The sequence below is a fragment of the Arthrobacter sp. TmtSoilC48 genome (assembly GCF_059739425.1).
In genome coordinates, this window is sequence record NZ_AP046049.1 from 108,121 (window position 1) to 123,454 (window position 15,334).

Genomic DNA, 15,334 nt, shown 5'->3' on the forward strand with positions numbered 1-15,334 from the left:
GGAATGAGGGGATGTCAATGGCGGCACCGGAGGGAATGTTCGTATTGGAAGGCCGGCCCACGGCACAGCTGATCGCTGACCAGCTGCGTGAGCTCATTGTCCAGGGGGCGTTCAGCCCTGGACAGCAGGTCAATGAGTCTGCGTTGGCCAGCCAGCTGAACACTTCGCGGGGTCCGCTCCGCGAGGCACTCCAGCGGCTATGCCAGGAGGGCATCCTCGTGAGCAAGCGCAACCGCGGCGTCTTCGTGCTTGAGCTTTCCACGCAGGACGTCAAGGAGATCTACGCCGTTCGCGAAGCCGTGGAGTTGGCCGCTGCCAACACGCTGTTGGACTCGGACCCGGAGCACGTGGCGGACACGTGCCGGGAGCTCAAGGGCATCATCCGGAATATGGCCAAGCAGGTTGCAGCCTCCGACTGGCAGGCCATTGCCCGCCTCGACATGCAGTTTCACACCGCCTTCGTTTCAGGCACCGGAAACACGCGGCTCATACGTATCTATGAGACGCTTGCCGCGGAATCCAGGATGTGCATTTTGAGCCTGGAGGTGGCGTATCCCCGCATTGACGCGCTGGTGCAGGAACACCAGATGATCCTGGACCTTCTTGAGGCGCGTGACCATGGCGGACTTCAGCAGGCTATCAAACGCCACATGCAGAAGGCCGTAGAGGACCTCACTGCCAGCCCGGAAGCAACGGGAATTACTGCTTAGGAAAGTCCCCATAAAGGAAGGGCCCGGTTCATTGTGAACCGGGCCCTTCCTTTATGGAATTAGTTTGCGGGAACGTCCGTGACAACCCACATCTTCCGCAGCGTCTCGTGGATGGTCCAGGTGCCCGTCCATCCCGCCGGAGTAACGAACAACGTTCCGGGGCCGATGTCGAAGCTGGTTCCGTCTTCTTCAGTGATGGTCCCCTTGCCGCTGAGGATCTGGCAGATCTCGTCGTAACCCGGGCGGGTGCTCTTGAACACGCCCGGCGTAACCTCCCAGATGCCGGTCTTGTGGCCGTCGCGGGCCCACAGGCGGAACGAGACCTCAGTCTGGCCAGGTGTGCTGGTGGTTGCTTTCGGGATGTGCTCCCCCGGGTCCTGCGTTGTTGCGTCGCTCATGACAGTGGCCTTGATCATGGATTCTCCTTCTGGGACTGCGCCCATTTGAACGTGCCTGCCGTCTTTGGAAAGCACAGTTTCTATCCTAGCAATTGTCAACAATCGACGATAGGCTTAATGGAGAAATATTCACCCCGACGCCCTGTCATCCACGCCGGCCCCGTCACCAAGGAGAACACTCCCCATGAAACTCATCTGGAAAAGCAGCCTGGAAAGTACTCCTGCCGCGTGCAGCGCGCAAAGCCGGAGGATATCGCTCTGGAACTCCCTGGAAGCCGGAGATGTAGTTTCCCTCAGCCTGCGCGGCTTTGAGTACCACAGGGGAACCGTGGATGACCGGACTGCGGACGGACAAACGATCTGGGTCATAGACCGCATCGGCGAACGGCGGCTTTTCCACATCGATGATGACTACGATCTGCTGGTCGCCTCGCAAGGCTGACAGCCCCGGATTCACAGCGCAAAGCAACAGCCATCAAGGCCCTAGCCCCGGCAGCCCGGCAAGAGTACCGTCGAGGTGACGATGTAGCAGGACAGCCGGGAGCCCGGTACAGGGACTGGCCGCCCTTGGTTCTCAGAGGAGCCTTACAGTGGCTGGATGGAATGCGGATACAGCAGCAGGACCCCTCGGCGCCGGGACTGTCACCCTGGTGGAAGGCACGTCCTTCTGCATCTCCCTGCCCAATGGGGACATTCACCCGGACCATCCCCACGGCATGTTTTTCCAGGACACCCGGGTCCTGTCCGATTGGGTCCTCACCATCAACGGCCAGTCGCTGGAGCCACTGACCGCCCAGACGAAAGAGCCTTACAGGGCAGCCTTTGCCGGGCGCGTCACACGATCTGACGGATATGCGGATACGCCGCTGATCGTGGAGCGCTTGCGGGAAGTAGGCGTGGGAATGGTGGAGCATGTGACCGTCCGCAACCATTCGATGGAACCCGTGGAATGTTTGGTCGAATTCGCAGTGGGCTCGGACTTCGCGGACGTTTTCGAAGTCAAGGAAGCGCGGGTCCAGAGGCAGTGGGAGGAGTCCCGCGAGTACAACCACAACACACTGACCATCCGCTCCCGTTGGCAGGATGTCCGGAAGTCCGTCGTCGTAAGTTCCGATGTTGCCGAGGCGACCCGCGAGGGCCTCAGGCACCGGACCACTATCCCTCCACGCGGGCACTGGAGCACCGTGGTCACCATTGCTCCCGGAACCGAGGGAGGGGCGCCTGCGGCGCCTGTGGTGCGTCCCGCCGTCGGCGAACTATCCCGCAGCGATCAGCGTCGCCAGGAATGGGTGGCCAAAATTCCCGTGCTGCACATGGGCAACCACTCCATCGAGAGGACGCTGCGGCGCAGCTATGACGATCTTGGCGCCCTCCGCATTGAAGACCCCACGCACCCGGACAGGGTGGTTGTGGCAGCAGGAGCGCCGTGGTTCATGACGCTGTTTGGCCGCGACTCCCTCTGGGCTTCGGAGATGGCCATGCCCGTTGATCCTTCCCTTGCCCTGGGCACTCTGCAAACGCTTGCTGACCGGCAGGGCAAGGTGGTGGATCCCATCAGCGAGGAAGAGCCCGGGAAGATCCTGCACGAGGTCAGGCTGGACGTCTCCAGCGGTCTGTCGCTCGGCGGCAAATCCGTCTACTACGGCAGCATCGATGCCACGCCGATGTTCGTCGTGTTGCTGGGTTCGGTCAGCCGGTGGGGGTTCGCCAAGGACACCATTGCGGCCTTGCTGCCCAACGCAGACCGGGCCCTGGACTGGATCCGGGACTATGGCGACAGGGACGGCGATGGATTCGTCGAGTATCAGCGGCTCAATGACCGCGGACTGATCAACCAGGGCTGGAAGGACTCGTGGGACGGCATCAATTTCGCGGATGGGCGCCTCGCGGAGCCGCCTATAGCGCTCTGCGAAGTTCAGGCGTACGTCTATGACGCGTACATGGCCCGGGCGTGGATAGCGTACGACGCCGGAGACGCACCTTTGGCGCGGGAACTAGCCGATCGGGCAGCGGAGTTAAAAGTCCGGTTCAACGAGCAATTCTGGATGCCGGACCGGGGCTATTACGCCATCGCTCTGGATGGAAGGAAACGGCAGGTTGACGCTTGCGCGTCGAACATGGGCCACTGCCTGTGGGTGGGGTTGGTGGACGAAGACAAGGCGCCGCTCGTGGCCGAACGGCTGATGTCTCCTGAGATGTTCAGTGGCTGGGGAGTGCGCACCCTCGGAACCGACATGGGCGCTTACAACCCGGCCAGCTACCACAACGGTTCTGTTTGGCCGCATGATAACGCCGTGATTGCCGCCGGCCTGATGCGCTACGGGTTCGTGGAAGAGGCCCAACGAATTTCGACGGCACTGCTCGAAGCTGCCGACTACTCCGAGGGCCGCCTGCCGGAGCTGTTCTGCGGCTTCAGCAGGGAGCAATACAGCGAGCCCGTACCGTATCCCACCGCGTGCTCACCGCAGGCGTGGGCAGCCACTTCGCCCATCCAGCTGGTCACCAGCCTGATGAGATACGACGCCCATGTCTCCCGTGGCGGGTTCTGGATGGATCCCCAACTGCCGGCGTCCTACGGGGACCTGCATATCACCAATGCGCCTATGGGTGGTGGCAGGGTAACAATCGATATCGCGGATTCCGTTCCCACGGTGCAGGGGCTTCCGGAAGGGATGGTCTTCCATAGAGGACACCGGCCCTGGTTGACCGAACTTGTGGAGCAGGCCGGCCTTCGGAAGAAGGGCTGACTGCTATGGGGTTGGCATCAAATCGGCTGCGGGACGGGCGGCTGTTTCGCTCACGATGCCGGCTGCTTCGCGCATGATCCAGAGAGCCGGGGTGCCGTGCAGGGCAGGCATGACCTCACCCTTGATAATGAGGCGCGTGGCCCGCGGGTCTCCCGCGACAGACCACCATCCGGTCTTGGGGCAGTGGTGCCCGGTGCGCGATGTTTCAACGGGCTCTGGAGCCAGGGTAGCGGGGCGTCGCTTTTTCATGGGAGGTCCTTCACTCAAGGGGCTTTCAGCGGATGCGAAGCCCGGTTTCAGGTAGTGAACCAAGCGTAGCAATTGTCAACAATTGACGATAGTACCTAGCGAAGGGAATTTCCGGCGTGGCCCAGCGGACAGTTTCGGATCTCATCGTTGAACGCCTTCAAGCGTGGGGCGTGGACAGGGTCTTCGGATACAGCGGGGACGGCATCAACGGCTTCATGGGCGCGCTCCGCAGAGCCCAGGATGCGGTGGAATTCGTGCAGGCAAGGCACGAAGAAGCAGCCGCCTTCATGGCCGTGGGGCATGGAAAATACACGGGCGGCGTCGGGGTGGTGACTTCGACGCAAGGCCCGGGCGCCATCCACCTGCTCAACGGACTCTACGACGCCAAAATGGACAGCGTTCCAGTGGTGGCGATCATTGGCCAGCAAAGCACCACCGTCCTGGGCTCGGGCTACATGCAGGAAATCGACCTGCTGACCGTGTTCAAGGACGTTGCCGCACAATTTGCACAGCTCGCCAGCTCTACCGAACAGGTACCCATGCTCCTGGATCGCGCGTTCCGTACAGCACTGGAGACGAAGTCCCCCTGCGTCGTGATCATCCCCCACGACATCCAGTCCGCCGAGGCACCCGAGCTCGAACATGAGCACGGAATCGTTGTCACCGCCCCTGTATGGCACCCCGCACGGGTGATGCCGCGCGAGGAAGACCTGGATGCCGCCGTCGAGATCCTTTCCAAAGGTGAGCGGGTAGCGTTCCTGGTGGGCCAGGGAGCGCGGGGTGCCCGGACCGAGGTCCAAGCGCTGGCCGAAAAGCTGCAGGCAGGCATCACCACCAGCTTGCTGGGAAAGCCGTACGTCGACGAGACGCTGCCCTTCGCTGCCGGCACCATGGGCCACCTGGGCACTTCTGCCAGCGCCTACGTCCTGGACAACTGCGACACACTGCTGATTATCGGCTCCAACGATCCCTGGACGGAGTTCTATCCAAAGCCCGGGACTGCCAAAGCTGTTCAAATCGACATTGATGGCCGGAAGGTCGCCAACCGCTACCCCGTGGAGGTTGGAGTGGTGGGCGATGCGGCCGCGTCGCTGGCCGAGCTCACCCAGCGGCTCGATCAGCAGCCCAACCAGCCGGAAAGCGCAAGGGCCAAGTGGCGTTCCGACGTCGAAACGCAGGTCCGCGCCTGGCGTCACCTTTCAGAGGAACGCGCCAACATACCCGCAGATCCCGTGAACCCGGAACTCGTGGTCCGCGAACTCAACGGCAGGCTTCCGGACAACGCACAGTTGAGTATCGACGTCGGCAGTTGCGTTTACTGGTACGCCCGCCAGCTGACGCTCCCGCCAGGAGTCCCGGCCCATCTCAGCGGCACGCTCGCCAGCATGGGATGCGCGATTCCCTACGGCCTGGCTGCCAAGCTTGCTTACCCGGACCGGCCCCTGGTGGCCTTTGCCGGCGATGGCGGTATGCAGATGCTGGGCATTGCGGAGTTGATCACCGTGGCGCATCGATGGCGCAACTGGTCCGATCCCCGGTTTGTGGTGTGCGTTTTCAACAACCGCGACCTTGCCGAGGTCTCCTGGGAGCAGCGCGAAAACGAAGCCGAACCGCGGTTCAATGCCAGCCAGGAGATCCCGGACTTTCCATATGCCGCCTATGCGGAGCTGCTGGGCCTGGCCGGAATACGGGTGGAGGACCCGGCCAAGCTCGGCGATGCGTGGGATTACGCGTTCTCGCTGGACCGCCCTGCAGTCCTGGAGGTCCTGACTGACCCGGACATCCCGCTGCTTCCGCCCTTCCCTGCCGCGGAAAAGAAGCTGGAAGACATGCGGTCCGCGCTGGCAGCTGAAGGCGCCGACGGCGGCCGCGCCCGGAAGCTTCTGGACAGCTATGCGGAGGCCGGGTCCCGGCTGCGGGACCCGGCCGGAACGTAGCCTAGAGGTTTTCCACCAAAGAGACGTCGCGCACGGCGCCCTTGTCCGCCGACAATGCCATGGCGGCGTAGGCGCGAAGCGCTGGCGACACCTGGCGGTCGCGGTTCTTCGGCTTGTAACCGCCGTTGACTTCAAGTTTTTCGCGGCGTTCGGCGAGGATTTCGTCGGAGACCTGCAACTGGAGGGAGCGCGTTGTGATGTCGATGCTGATGATGTCACCGTTCTCAACCAGCGCGATGGCACCGCCGGAGGCGGCCTCAGGGGAGATGTGTCCGATCGAAAGCCCGGAGGTTCCGCCCGAGAAGCGGCCGTCCGTGATGAGGGCGCACTTCTTGCCCAGGCCGCGTCCCTTGAGGAACGACGTCGGGTAGAGCATTTCCTGCATGCCAGGGCCACCCCTGGGGCCTTCGTAGCGGATGACCACCACGTCGCCTTCCTTGACCGTCTTGTTCAGGATCATTTCCACGGCTTCGTCCTGCGACTCGCACACCACTGCCGGGCCTTCGAAGGTCCAGATGGACTCGTCCACGCCTGCGGTCTTCACCACTGCGCCGTCCACTGCTACGTTGCCGCGCAGCACCGCCAGGCCGCCGTCCTTGGAGTAGGCGTGCTCCACGGAACGGATGCAGCCGCCCTCAGCGTCGGTGTCCAGGGAGGTCCACTGGTTTGACTGCGAGAAAGCTGTGGAGGAACGGACGCCGCCGGGAGCTGCATGCCACAGGGCCTGGGCCTCCTCGGTGGCCTTGCCGCCGCGGATGTCCCAGTCGTCCAGCCAGCCGTCCAAATCGTTGGAATGCACGGAATGGACGTTCTTGTGCAGGAGGCCACCGCGGTTCAGCTCACCCAGCAGGGCGGGGATGCCCCCTGCGCGGTGCACATCTTCCATGTAGTAGGTCTTGTCTCCGGCCACGTTCGGGGCCACCTTGGCCAGGCAGGGCACCTGGCGGGACTTGGCGTCCATCTCGGCCAGCCCGTAGTCCACGCCCGCTTCCTGGGCCGCGGCCAGCAGGTGCAGGATCGTGTTGGTGGAGCCGCCCATGGAGATATCCAGGGCCATCGCGTTGTCAAAAGCCTCGGCAGTGGCGATGGAGCGCGGCAGTACGGAGTCGTCGTCGCCATCGTAATAGCGCTTCACCAGCTCGACGATTGTGGCGCCGGCTTTCTCGTACAGCGCCTTACGGGCGGTGTGGGTCGCGAGCACTGAGCCGTTGCCGGGCAGTGCCAGGCCGATGGCCTCGGCGAGGCAGTTCATGGAGTTGGCCGTGAACATGCCCGAGCAGGAGCCGCACGTGGGGCAGGCGTTTTCTTCGATGAGGTTGATGTCTTCATCGGAGATGGATTCGTCCACGGCGTCGGCAATTGCGTTCACCAGGTCCAGGGAGCGCACGGACCCGTCTGTGAGGGTCACGCGGCCAGCCTCCATGGGACCGCCGGAAACAAACACCACGGGGATGTTCAGGCGCAGGGCTGCCATGAGCATGCCCGGGGTGATCTTGTCGCAGTTGGAGATACAGACCAGTGCGTCGGCGCAGTGGGCGTTGACCATGTACTCAACGGAATCTGCGATCAGGTCGCGGGACGGCAGGGAGTAGAGCATGCCCGAGTGGCCCATGGCGATGCCGTCGTCCACGGCGATGGTGTTGAATTCGCGCGGAACTGCACCGGCGGCGAGGATCGCATCGGAGACGATCCGGCCCACGGGAGCAAGGTGGGTGTGGCCGGGAACGAACTCGGTGAAGCTGTTGGCGACGGCGATGATCGGCTTACCGATGTCCGTGTTGGCGACGCCGGACGCGCGCAGCAGTGCGCGGGCACCGGCCATGTTGCGGCCATGGGTAACTGTTCTGGAGCGAAGTGCAGGCATGCATACCATCCTGCTTTGGTGCGCTATGGCGCGGAAGACGGTGTTGCTACTAGTAGTGAAACTAACAGAGTAATAGTGTTATACAGGTGAAGGATGAGAGGCGCAAGGAACTGGGACTTTTCCTCAGGACGCGCCGGAACCAGGCCCTGCGTTCTGACTATGGTCTTCCTCCAGTGGGGCGGAGCCGGGAGCGCGGCCTCCGCCGGGAAGAGATCGCGTTCCTGTCCGGGGTCAGCGTCACCTGGTACACCTGGCTTGAGCAAGGCCGGGATATCAGCCCTTCCCGGCAGGTGCTCGAGGCCGTAGCCCGCACGCTGCATCTATCCGACACCGGGCTCAGCTACGTTCTGTCCTTGGGCGGCTATTCGTCCGCCATGCCAAAGGGGCCCGTTGCGGCTGATGCTCCCCCGCACGTGCAACGGCTACTGGACGCCCTGGATCCCAACCCGGCCTATGCACTTTCGCCGGACTGGGGCGTTGCCGGCTGGAACAAGGCCTACGAGGCCCTGTACCCGAACATTGGAACCTTCGACGCCTCCGATAGGAACCTGTTGTGGCTCGTGTTCACGGATCCGTACGTCCGTGACCTTCTCCCCGATTGGGACGTGACCAGCAAGCGGTTCCTTGCCGAGTTCCGCGCCGAGACCGGTCAGCGACTTGGCGATCCCGATGTTGAGTTTCAAGTTGAACGGCTTAAGCAAGCCAGCCCGGAGTTCCAGGAGAGCTGGGACCGCTACGACATCCTGGGCTTCGAGTCCCGGGAACGGCTTTTCCATCACCCGGCGGTGGGCGTACTGCAGCTGGAGCACCACCAGGTCTCTCCGTCTGACAGGCCGGATCTCCACATCGTTGTCTACACACCGGCGCCCGGCAGCGATGCAGGTGAGCAGATGCAGCGGCTGATGGGGAACGGCAACTAGCGACATTGTTGGGAAACCAGCGGCCAGGTTGCTTGACAGAACTGGCGCTTCGTCGATTTTGCAACACGCATTGCTACCTATTAGGTGTGGGTAATAATCAGAACGTGACGCAGAATATTTGTCACCTTCTGAACATATAACTATCGGCATTGCGCGCCCTCGAGACGGTCAATTGATAACCTCACCGAAGTATTGACAATAATCACGCAGACCCTTGAGACTGATCCCACGGCCAGCACGTCTACGCTTCGCCGACTACCAGGAAAGCCAGAGTTCTCCGTAATGGCAGGTTGGGTAATAACGGAAGCTTTGAATCCTGCTGGTTATCATCCACAGTCCAAGGGAAGAACTGCCGAATGAACAAGCTTGGACCATCATTGGCATGTGCGGGACTGGCGATAATGGTCGGCCTCACAGCTTGCGCGTCCGAAGCGCCGAAGCGCGGGCAAGAATTAAATCAGCAGCCTGGAGTGACTGCATCAATGCAACCCAAGGATGCCTATGCCAATATCCCTCTTGACCAAATTGAGGAGGTGGTGACAGGCATTGATTTCCTATGGGATCTCGGGGATCCCCTTTACGGATATAACAACTATCCGATCGTTGCGCGCGTTTATATCGAGTCAATCGATGGCGGACGCACATTCAGCCCCATTTCGAACCAAAGTGTCTTCCCGCAGACCGTTGGCAAGATGACGATTCGGGAAGTTTACAAGGGTGACGTCGAGCCAGGTGCACAAATAACATACTCCCGCGCCGGCGGAACCGTAACTTACGAGGATTACTGGAGCAGCCTCAATCAGGCACAAAAGGACAAGATACTCGGCTTGAATCACGGCGGGAAGCCAGGCGACACGAAGTACGTTCAAGCAAAGATCATGGACGACATCGATGTTGAGGTGGGCAAAGAATACCTGGCACTCCTCCTACCGGAGTCTTCCACTGATGGAAAACTCCACGAATATTTGATTACCGGATACCAGTACGGCCTCAGGGAAGCCAAAGGTTCCGGTGCCGCTACAACGGTCCTCAACAACCAGACGCATACCTGGGAGAGTCTCGGCAGCTTTGTAAAGTTGCCCTGGCTTTCAGCTGGATCAGTCGCAGCGCCCGCGCCTCCTGGTTCCTGCATCCAGCCGGAGTTCCCGTCAAGCAGCGCAACTCCCCGCGTAACAACTTGCCCCGCTCTGTGAGCCATGCCATATTCGTTCCATGATCAGCCTGTTGGACAGCTGGACTGCTGGACAAACCAAAGTCGTTAGGGTCGGTGCCGCCGAGGCGGTGCTTGCCACCCTGAGGGCTGCCATCGAAGACGGCAGCCTTCCAGTAGGTTCGCGCCTGGATTCGGAAGCCACGTTGGCGCAGCAGTTCGGCGTCAGCAGGACCATGGTGCGCGAGGCCCTGAAGTCTTCAAACGCCCTGGGCCTGACCGTAACCCGGACGGGCAAGGGCACATTCGTCATCGCCGACAAAGTTGGCCAGGACCTGAAACTGGGCAAGTACTCGGCGCGCGAACTCCTGCAGGCACGGCCTCACATTGAAGTGCCGGCCGCAAGCTTGGCCGCGGAACACCGCAGCCAGCAGGATGTCGAATCACTCCGGGAAATCCTGCGGGCCATGGATGAAGAAGATGATCTGGAACAGTGGGTCATCCTCAATTCAGAATTCCATGCGATCATCGCCCGCAGCAGTGGCAATGGCGTCTTCGCATCGATGCTTTCCGACATCGAGGAAGCCATGGCCAACCAGTCCAGCACCTTGAACCAGGTAGTGGACCGGAGAAAGGAATCCGGCCTCGAGCACGCGGCCATTTTTGAAGCCATCGAAAATGGCTCGGCTCAAGATGCCGGAATCGCCATGATGCGGCACCTTCATGGCGTAGAAGGATCGCTTGGGGCTGTCCTACCGGTCCCGGCGCCCTAAAGCGCTGGATCGAACGGCAGCCCACCGCACCATTCGGACGGGTTCAACGACGAATCCGCATCGCCTCAATGCGCCCCTTTGGGCGCCTGACCATAGGAAATGATGACAAAAAAGTCGACCGCTTGGACACGGCCATGACAACGACTTCCATCAAAGCCCCCACCCGAACCCAACTCACCAGAAGCCAAATCCTCAACTACCTTGCTCGCAATGGCGCAAGCAAAGTATCAGACATCACCCACGGCGTCACGGCATGCAAAGATACGGTCAAGGCCCGCCTCTCCGAGCTCGAGGAAGAGGGGTCCATCCGGGCAAACGTTCCTGCCGACATCCGCGGAAGAACCACGCCCTACTACTCGCTCACCACAGCCGGGCTTCCGCCGGAGACACCAAAAACAGTCATCACGGTGCATATCAAGCACGCTGCTGACGGCCGGTTAACCTTGGCATTCGACGACTACCCGGGGCTCACAACTACAGCCCGGAGCTTCATCGATATACCGGAGGCTGCCCGCAACGCCGCATCACGTTACACCGGCCACCCCGAGGCCAGCTTCGCAGTACACATCCGCTTCTGAAAGAACGACGGCGGTACGCGCCATAGGTGCGTCCCGCCGTCGTTCTTCTGCCTAGCGGCTTATCACCCGCCCGTGCCGCCCCCTCAACCTCCAGTGCGGTGGATGGTGAATGCGGTGAGGAAGCCTACAGCTGCAGTCAATCCGGTCAGGTTGTGGTGTTCCTCGAAGGCCTCAGGAATCATCGTGTCGGCAAGCATGGCCAGTATGCCGCCTGCGGCGATGGCGGTGATGAAGGCGATCAGGGCCTCGGGTGCATTCTCCAGCGCCGTATATCCCAGCAGGGAGGCAAGCCCGCTGAAGACGGCTATCCCGGTCCACGTTCCAAAAACGTAGACCCGGCTGCGCCCCGCCTTCTTCATCCCCGCCGTGCTGGACAGTCCTTCAGGAACATTGGAAATGAAAACTGCGGCGAGCATGGCAGGGCTGACGGTGCCTGAAGCGAGAAGCCCAAGCCCGAGGACCACCGATTCGGGCACGCCATCGATGAGTGCGCCAACCGCAATGGCCGTGCCGCTGCCTGGCGAGTCCTTCTCGGAAGGCTGCCGTCCGCCGGAGCGCTTGCGGTGCTTGGCGCCTGCACGGTTCAGGAGAACGTTCGAACCGACAAAGATCACAGCCCCCGCAAGGAATCCTCCGATCGTCGGCAACAAGCCGCCGCCCTCCACCGCCTCATCGACGAGCTCGAAGGCGAGTGCCGAAATCAGCACGCCTGCGCCGAAGGCCATGATGGTTGATACAACCTTTGGCGGGACTTTCCATAGCCAGGCGATTCCGGATCCAAGGACCAACGCCCCTCCGGCAACAGTTCCCCACATCAGCGCCTGCAGCCACATCGGCATGATTCCTTGCCCTTCCACGCAACCGGCTCGAACCTGCATGGTAAGCACACTTACTACCGATCCGCACAACCCATGGCGCTGCGCCGCGGGAGAGCGCAATATGGGGGAATGAACGCGCCCAGCGCCGACGGTCGTGGCCGGAATGGAAGTCCGGCGCAGGGTGGTCCCGCCGGATTCGGGACCCGCCTGCACCCGTGGAGCCGCTACGTGGCGATGGGCGATTCCTTTACTGAAGGGGTAGGCGATCCGGAGCCCGGCAGCCCCGGCGGTCTGAGGGGCTGGGCAGACAGGGTCGCTGAAGAATTGAGCGCCGGCCACGAGGACTTCGCGTACGCCAACCTTGCAGTGCGCGGCCGGCTGCTCCACCAGATCCTGGAAGAGCAGGTGGGCCCGGCCCTTGACCTGCAGCCGGATCTCATTACGCTCAACGCCGGTGGAAATGACCTGCTGTTCCACCGGAGCGATCCCGACAAACTGGCCCTAGAACTTGATTCCGGCGTGAAAGTCCTGGCGGACACAGGCGCAACAATCCTGCTGTTCGCGGGCCCCGACTGGGGTGCAACCCCAGTGCTCGGACATGCCCGTGGCAAAGTAGCCATCTTCAACGAAAACATGCGCATCATCGCCGCCCGCCACGACGCCGTGATCGCCGACCTCTGGGCGTTGCGCCAGCTCACCAACCCGCAAATGTGGGATCCGGACCGGCTGCATTTCTCCCCGCTGGGCCAACACACAATCGCCATGATGGTGCTGGATACGCTCAATGTCCCGCACACTTTGGAGCCGATGGTTCCCAAGACCCTGCCTCCACGCACGTGGCGGGAGGCGAGGGCGGACGACATCGTCTGGGCGCGGGAACACCTGGTTCCCTGGGTTCTTCAACGTCTCACGCAAAGGCTGGCCGAGGACAACCGACACCCCAAGCGACCGGATCCCGGGCCTGTTTTTGGCGCCGGAATGCCGCCGGGGACGTACGTGGGAACGGATCCGCACGAACAGTGATCGCGAACCCCGAAGAAACTAGCCCGTCGGCTGGGCCTCAGCTTGCGCGCGGATGCTCCAGGCGGACCAGTCCAAGGGGTGAACCGAGGGGCGTCCGAGCAAATATCCCTGGGCGGCAGTCACCTTTAACGCCGTGACTTCCTTGAGTTCTGAGGGAGTTTCAATGCCCTCCGCAACCACAGCAGCTCCAACTTCCCGGGCAAGCTCGACCACTGCCCTGGCACGGATCCGTTGTCCCTCGCTGCCTTCGATACCTTCAATGAGATGGCGGTCGAGTTTGATGATGTCCGGGCTCAGCTCGCTCAGGAGGTCCATGGAAACGAAACCTGCCCCGGAGGCGCTGACAGCAACACGCAGGCCGAGCGAGCGCAACTGGCCGAGTCCGTCGTCGCGCGTTTGGCCTTCCAGGGGTTCCAGGCTGCCGGTTAGTTCCACGATGATCCGTTCCGGCGCCAGCGAAGCAGCAGCAAGCAGGTTCCGAACCCTTGGGTCACGGGAGGTCGCCGGAGTGAGGTTCAAGGCAACATACATGTCATGGGGGACGTCCTTGGCCGCAGTCAGCGCGCAGTGGAGGGCTGCGATCTCCAATTCAGTCCCCAGGCCCGCTTCCGCGGCCTCGCGGAACCAGACATCCGCACCCGCGCCGTCCTCACCGACAAACCTGGTCAACGCTTCGACGCCCACCACATTTCCGTCAGGAAGTGCATGGACCGGCTGGAAGGCCGTCAACAAAAGCTTGTCCGCCAGTATTGCCTGGATGTCTTCCCGAACCTCCTGGCTGACGGGAACGGTTACCGTTCGCGCTGCATCGGAGGACTCAAGGTGGACACTGGAAACTTCCCGTAGAAGCGGAACCGCCGGCTCCGGGGCCGGAACCTTCCGTGTTTCCAGCAGGTGCTCCAGCAAAGCGCCCTGGGGATCATCCGGACGAGCCTCCATGAGCTGGCGAAGCTTGTTCCTGGGCCCTTCACTCTTCGGATCGGAATCACCGAGGATGGCATCGATGATGTCCATCACCTGTTCGCGCATGGTCATGTCCCGGGCAGAGGTGGACGCCTCGACGTCCTCCGCTGATGGGTGGTCAGCACCGCCGCCCGGTGGAAAAGAGCCCGCCTCTTGAGCCATTGAATATTCCTTTATGAGTATCCCCCGCTGGCTAAGCCAGACATGACCTGAACCCGAAAAAGCTTGGGCCCTGCCACGAATCTTACAGAGAAACTCCGCGTTCCAGTTAGGGGCCTGATGCAGTCCAGGAAAACCGTGTCGTGCGGCAGCCAGCACTGGGATGCTAGAGGTGTGATGTCGATTTCCACGGAATCCCGGACCGCGCTCACCTGGAAGCTTTTGCCAGCGGGGCTGCTATCCCTGTCCGGGGTGCCACTTTTCGCTCTGGGCAATGACTTTCTCGGTTACGCACTCGTGGCGGCCAGCATTGTCACCGCTGTATTCATCGACCACGGCCTGATGCGGCACCTGGCAGTGGTAGCAGCCGGAATGGTCATCATCAGCCTTGTACCCCTGAACGCGGATCTCAGCATCGGACACATGACACTCATGGGTGGCGCCCTTGCTTTGGCCGTGCTGGTTCCGTGGCTTGTATCCCGTTACCTGTACAACGAAAAGACCATCAAATTTCCGGTCAACACGGGCCGTCCATGGCCGCTCGCCGCGAAGCTATACCTGGTGGGCGTCGTAGCGCTTGGGTACTTCATCCTCCCGGCCTACCTCATTCGGACGGGCGTCTACCACAATTGGCCGGACGCGTCCGATCCCACCATTTTCTGGCGCCTCTTCCTCGGAGTGAACTCCGTGGGCATTTGGGACGAACTGTTCTTCATCTGCACCACGTTCACGCTGTTGCGCCAACACTTCCCCGACTGGTTGGCCAACCTCCTGCAAGCCGTGATCTTCTCGTCCTTCCTGTGGGAGATCGGTTACCAGGCGTGGGGTCCCCTCCTTACCTTCCCGTTCGCGCTGCTGCAGGGCTATACGTTCAAGCTGACGAAGTCCTTCACTTACGTGGTGTCAGTTCATCTGCTCTTCGATTTCGTCCTGTTCCTGGCGCTGGTCCATGCGCACAACCGCGACTGGTTGCCCATCTTCCTGTACTGACCTCGGAAACTTCCTGTGCTGAGGCCTAGGTACTGAGGCCTCCGTACTGATGCCT

General features: G+C 61.7%; 15 protein-coding genes. 10 read left to right on the forward strand and 5 right to left on the reverse strand.

The features are described from left to right. Positions 1 to 17 precede the first annotated feature (17 nt). Positions 18 to 710 carry a GntR family transcriptional regulator gene (locus AC6I97_RS00565; protein ID WP_224094848.1) on the forward strand — a complete coding sequence of 231 codons (693 nt, stop codon included), beginning with the start codon at positions 18 to 20 and terminating at the stop codon, positions 708 to 710. 59 nt (positions 711 to 769) lie between these two features. On the opposite strand, the gene AC6I97_RS00570 is transcribed toward AC6I97_RS00565, so the two are convergent. After that, positions 770 to 1,126, reverse strand: coding sequence for a cupin domain-containing protein (locus AC6I97_RS00570; RefSeq protein WP_224094847.1), 357 nt, complete (start codon positions 1,124 to 1,126; stop codon positions 770 to 772). 166 nt (positions 1,127 to 1,292) lie between these two features. On the opposite strand from AC6I97_RS00570, the gene AC6I97_RS00575 reads away from it, so the two are divergent. Together AC6I97_RS00575 and AC6I97_RS00580 are read left to right on the forward strand one after the other, a co-directional pair. After that, complete coding sequence (locus AC6I97_RS00575) at positions 1,293 to 1,550, forward strand: hypothetical protein (protein ID WP_224094845.1); 258 nt, start codon at positions 1,293 to 1,295, stop codon at positions 1,548 to 1,550. 148 nt (positions 1,551 to 1,698) lie between these two features. After that, positions 1,699 to 3,855, forward strand: coding sequence for an amylo-alpha-1,6-glucosidase (locus AC6I97_RS00580; RefSeq protein ID WP_497943778.1), 2,157 nt, complete (start codon positions 1,699 to 1,701; stop codon positions 3,853 to 3,855). A 3-nt stretch (positions 3,856 to 3,858) separates the two neighbouring features. Here AC6I97_RS00580 and AC6I97_RS00585 read toward each other — a convergent pair whose 3' ends face one another. Beyond that, entirely contained in the window at positions 3,859 to 4,104 is a 246-nt protein-coding gene (locus AC6I97_RS00585; protein ID WP_497943779.1) for a hypothetical protein, read from the reverse strand. A gap of 116 nt (positions 4,105 to 4,220) precedes the next feature. On the opposite strand from AC6I97_RS00585, the gene AC6I97_RS00590 reads away from it, so the two are divergent. After that, entirely contained in the window at positions 4,221 to 6,041 is a 1,821-nt protein-coding gene (locus AC6I97_RS00590; RefSeq protein ID WP_497943780.1) for a thiamine pyrophosphate-requiring protein, read from the forward strand. Between the two features lies 1 nt (position 6,042). On the opposite strand, the gene ilvD is transcribed toward AC6I97_RS00590, so the two are convergent. Further along, positions 6,043 to 7,905, reverse strand: a complete 1,863-nt coding sequence (ilvD, locus tag AC6I97_RS00595) for a dihydroxy-acid dehydratase (RefSeq protein WP_224094837.1) — start codon at positions 7,903 to 7,905, stop codon at positions 6,043 to 6,045. An 86-nt stretch (positions 7,906 to 7,991) separates the two neighbouring features. Between ilvD and AC6I97_RS00600 the strand changes: the two genes are divergently transcribed. The 4 genes from AC6I97_RS00600 (at position 7,992) to AC6I97_RS00615 (ending at position 11,326) form a co-directional block, all read left to right on the forward strand. Beyond that, complete coding sequence (locus AC6I97_RS00600) at positions 7,992 to 8,825, forward strand: helix-turn-helix transcriptional regulator (RefSeq protein ID WP_224166101.1); 834 nt, start codon at positions 7,992 to 7,994, stop codon at positions 8,823 to 8,825. A gap of 356 nt (positions 8,826 to 9,181) precedes the next feature. Continuing rightward, complete coding sequence (locus AC6I97_RS00605) at positions 9,182 to 10,018, forward strand: hypothetical protein (RefSeq protein ID WP_497943781.1); 837 nt, start codon at positions 9,182 to 9,184, stop codon at positions 10,016 to 10,018. A gap of 22 nt (positions 10,019 to 10,040) precedes the next feature. Further along, positions 10,041 to 10,748, forward strand: a complete 708-nt coding sequence (locus AC6I97_RS00610; protein WP_224167436.1) for a FadR/GntR family transcriptional regulator — start codon at positions 10,041 to 10,043, stop codon at positions 10,746 to 10,748. 134 nt (positions 10,749 to 10,882) lie between these two features. Then, a complete protein-coding gene (locus AC6I97_RS00615; RefSeq protein WP_224094833.1) occupies positions 10,883 to 11,326 on the forward strand; it encodes a helix-turn-helix domain-containing protein in 444 nt (147 codons plus the stop codon). 83 nt (positions 11,327 to 11,409) lie between these two features. Here the strand turns inward: AC6I97_RS00615 and AC6I97_RS00620 are convergent, their stop codons facing one another. After that, positions 11,410 to 12,165: a ZIP family metal transporter gene (locus tag AC6I97_RS00620; RefSeq protein ID WP_224166099.1), complete on the reverse strand. Its 756-nt coding sequence runs from the start codon at positions 12,163 to 12,165 to the stop codon at positions 11,410 to 11,412. Positions 12,166 to 12,273: 108 nt separating this feature from the next. Here AC6I97_RS00620 and AC6I97_RS00625 point away from each other — a divergent pair, with 108 nt between their 5' ends. After that, a complete protein-coding gene (locus tag AC6I97_RS00625; RefSeq protein ID WP_497943782.1) occupies positions 12,274 to 13,167 on the forward strand; it encodes an SGNH/GDSL hydrolase family protein in 894 nt (297 codons plus the stop codon). Between the two features lie 18 nt (positions 13,168 to 13,185). Here the strand turns inward: AC6I97_RS00625 and AC6I97_RS00630 are convergent, their stop codons facing one another. Next, complete coding sequence (locus AC6I97_RS00630) at positions 13,186 to 14,292, reverse strand: EAL domain-containing protein (protein WP_224094829.1); 1,107 nt, start codon at positions 14,290 to 14,292, stop codon at positions 13,186 to 13,188. Positions 14,293 to 14,463: 171 nt separating this feature from the next. Between AC6I97_RS00630 and AC6I97_RS00635 the strand changes: the two genes are divergently transcribed. Continuing rightward, positions 14,464 to 15,279: a CPBP family intramembrane glutamic endopeptidase gene (locus AC6I97_RS00635; protein ID WP_497943783.1), complete on the forward strand. Its 816-nt coding sequence runs from the start codon at positions 14,464 to 14,466 to the stop codon at positions 15,277 to 15,279. Positions 15,280 to 15,334 lie beyond the last annotated feature (55 nt).

Coding starts and splice junctions, on each gene's coding strand:
- AC6I97_RS00565 (WP_224094848.1), top strand. CDS start 18: ATGGCGGCACCGGAGGGAATGTTCGTATTGGAAGGCCGGCCCACGGCA.
- AC6I97_RS00570 (WP_224094847.1), bottom strand. CDS start 1,126: ATGATCAAGGCCACTGTCATGAGCGACGCAACAACGCAGGACCCGGGG.
- AC6I97_RS00575 (WP_224094845.1), top strand. CDS start 1,293: ATGAAACTCATCTGGAAAAGCAGCCTGGAAAGTACTCCTGCCGCGTGC.
- AC6I97_RS00585 (WP_497943779.1), bottom strand. CDS start 4,104: ATGAAAAAGCGACGCCCCGCTACCCTGGCTCCAGAGCCCGTTGAAACA.
- ilvD (WP_224094837.1), bottom strand. CDS start 7,905: ATGCCTGCACTTCGCTCCAGAACAGTTACCCATGGCCGCAACATGGCC.
- AC6I97_RS00605 (WP_497943781.1), top strand. CDS start 9,182: ATGAACAAGCTTGGACCATCATTGGCATGTGCGGGACTGGCGATAATG.
- AC6I97_RS00615 (WP_224094833.1), top strand. CDS start 10,883: ATGACAACGACTTCCATCAAAGCCCCCACCCGAACCCAACTCACCAGA.
- AC6I97_RS00620 (WP_224166099.1), bottom strand. CDS start 12,165: ATGCCGATGTGGCTGCAGGCGCTGATGTGGGGAACTGTTGCCGGAGGG.
- AC6I97_RS00625 (WP_497943782.1), top strand. CDS start 12,274: ATGAACGCGCCCAGCGCCGACGGTCGTGGCCGGAATGGAAGTCCGGCG.
- AC6I97_RS00630 (WP_224094829.1), bottom strand. CDS start 14,292: ATGGCTCAAGAGGCGGGCTCTTTTCCACCGGGCGGCGGTGCTGACCAC.